This is a genomic window from Chloroflexus sp., assembly GCF_034435895.1.
In the GTDB taxonomy this organism is placed as follows: Bacteria; Chloroflexota; Chloroflexia; order Chloroflexales; family Chloroflexaceae; genus Chloroflexus.
Genome location: NZ_DAOTWH010000072.1, coordinates 1 through 2601, shown reverse-complemented (window position 1 = coordinate 2601; position 2601 = coordinate 1). Strand labels below are relative to the sequence as shown.

The 2601-nt window shown below is 62.7% G+C and carries 2 protein-coding genes; both read left to right on the top strand.

The annotated features are described in order from the left end of the window. The first annotated feature begins 601 nt into the window (after positions 1-601). Positions 602-1588, top strand: a complete 987-nt coding sequence (locus U9R81_RS04390; protein WP_322494303.1) for a hypothetical protein — start codon at positions 602-604, stop codon at positions 1586-1588. Between the two features lie 164 nt (positions 1589-1752). Further along, on the top strand, positions 1753-2487 hold the full coding sequence (locus U9R81_RS04385) for a PHP domain-containing protein (RefSeq protein ID WP_322494302.1): 735 nt from the start codon (positions 1753-1755) through the stop codon (positions 2485-2487). Positions 2488-2601: the final 114 nt, after the last annotated feature.

The window sequence follows — 2601 nt, the reverse complement described above, 5'->3', positions numbered from 1 at the left end:
AAGACGCGAAGGACGCTAAGGGCGCGGAGAGGTTTTGGGGCAAGTGTCACCACTTTCGTTGTCATTGCGAGGGAGCGGCAGCACCCAACCGCGCTGGGTGGCGCCTGACCGAAGCAATCTCTCGCTCCAGCGGCACGAGCCGGCTCCGGGAAGGCAGAACAGTGAACCAGATCTGAAGGGTGGCGCAAAGAGTGCGCAACCTGCGGCGCGAGTTGCTGGCCCACCCCCGCCCCTCCTCCGCTGGGGGAGGGGAGAGTTACCCTCACCACCCAGTCCCCTCGCTCACCGCACGTTAGGAGAGGGGGAGCCGCTGGATGGCAGGGAAGGCATCGCTGGCGCGGAATGCAGTAGCGCCCCTCTCCCGCGCCAGTGGGAGAGGGACTGGGAGTAAGGGCTTGTTTTACCGCAGGCGACGCAGAGGATGATCAACATGCCCAAACTCTTTGCGCCCTCTGCGTTCTCTGCGCCTTTGCACCCTTTGCGGCTATTGTTATCCTCCCAATCCCGTCAGCTTCCCGTAATCTACCGGTTGGCAAGCAACCAGCGCGATCATCGTTCGTAAGCGTGGAAACGTTGATTGTTCGTCACCACGGAGGCGCGTATGCCGATGATCAACCGCTCGTTGCTCACTCCCTTCACGCTCGTCTTTGCCGGCGCGCTGGCGCTGATCATTGCGATCTGGAGCTGGCCAGCCGGCGCGCAAACTGCCAGTTTAACCGTTTCGCCCGCCGTGGCGCACCAGAATACGACCGTCACCCTCAGCGGCAGTGGCTTTTTGCCCGGCGAGACGGCCAGCATCTGGATTACCTACCCTGACTATACCGTCTATGGCGTGGCGGTGGTGACGATCGACGTGCAAGGTCGCTTTAACCACCCTTACCTGTTTGACTTCCTCGGCGCGACCTTCACCCCCACCGGTCGCTACACCTACACGGCGCGCGGCTGGCAGAGCGGACGGGAAGCGTATGCCAGCCTTGAGGTTGAGATGGCGCCGGCCCCCGGTGTGACGGCTGGGGTGCAGTTAACGGTTGATAAGCCTACCCAAGCGCAAGGCGCAACGTTCGCCTTCAGCGGCAGCGGCTACCAGCCGGGTGAACAGGTGGCGCTCTGGTTGCGCTACCCGAACAACGCCGTCGCCGATCTAGGAACGCAAACCGCCGACCGGCAAGGCCGGATCGGCCTCGCCATCGTCAGCAACGGCATCCCGGTCGGGCGCTACGCGCTGACAGTGCGCGGCTTGCAGAGCGGCGGCAACGGTATTGCCGATTTCGAGGTCGTGGCTGGCGATACACTGCGCCCCCACGGCACGGCTACACTTACCGTCGGGCCGGGCAGCAGCCAGCAACGCAGTGCGGTGAGCTTGCAGGGCAGCGGCTTTCTACCCGGTGAAGTGGTCACGGTCTGGGCCACCTTACCCGATTACTCGACCGAATGGCTGGGTGATGTGACGGCAACCGGCGATGGCAGTTTTGCCGCCGAACTCTACCTGAGCGAGCAAGACCCGGCGGGCCGCTATGCGATTAGCGCCTTCGGCAACCGCAGCGAACGGCGAGCAGTGGCCGAGTACACCTTGTTGCCGGGGAGGTAAATTGCCCGCAGTGAGCACTACTATGCTCTGTATGCACGACAGTGTGATCAAACCTAACGCTTTACTTGTTCTTCATCTTGGCTTGACCTTGCCGTGATGCCAGCTTCATCAAACCGGGTTACACTCGCCACAGGATAGATAGCATGGGGGAAGGAGTGTAACCCGTGATTTCGCACTACAACGCCGCCGACCTGCACATCCATACCACTGCCAGCGACGGCGCCGCCTCTCCTGAGGCGGTGTTGTCGTATGTAGCGGAAGAAACTGATTTGCGCGTGATTGCGATTACCGACCACAACACGCTCGAAGGGGCGTTCGCAGCGCGCCGGTTAGCGCCGCGGTATGGGATAGACGTGATCGTAGGATGTGAAATCTCGACTGCGATCGGGCACGTGTTGGCACTGTTCATCGAGAAACCGATTCCTGCCGGGATCGATCTGGCTACAACGGTCAGGTTCGTGCATGAGCAGGGCGGGCTAGCGTTTGCGGCCCATCCTTTCGGCGCGCTGGTCGCATCGGTAGGGCGGCGGCATCTGCTCGGCCCCGAACGCACCGATCTCGATTGGCATCTGCTTGACGGCCTCGAAGTGTTCAACGCCAGCCTGTGGAATCCGGCCAACAACCGGCGCGCAGCGCAGAAAGCGCAATCGCTGGGGTTGACCCAAATCGGCGGTAGTGACGCCCACGATCTGGCGATGATCGGCTACGGGCGCACACTGTTTGCCGGGACGAGCGCCGCCGATCTGCGGCGGGCGTTGCAGCGCGGCGAGACGCAGGTGATCGGGCATTATTGGGGATGGCGCGGGGTGGCCGGCGTGGTGCGGAAACGGGCACTACGATCGCGCCCATTCGCCGAGAGCTGGGCCGGTTTCAAAAAAGATAGTCGGCAACAGGTCTAATCGTCGGCTGAGCCACGGCAGGGCGGTTTGCAATAGTCGCCGGCGCAGAGGGGTAGGGAACAGGAAACTGAACAACGCGCGCGCGCGGGTCGAGCGCGGCGGTTGGCGACGAGC

Bases quoted from the DNA above. Each gene is read 5' to 3' on its own strand.
- U9R81_RS04390 (WP_322494303.1), top strand. From the start codon at position 602: ATGCCGATGATCAACCGCTCGTTGCTCACTCCCTTCACGCTCGTCTTT.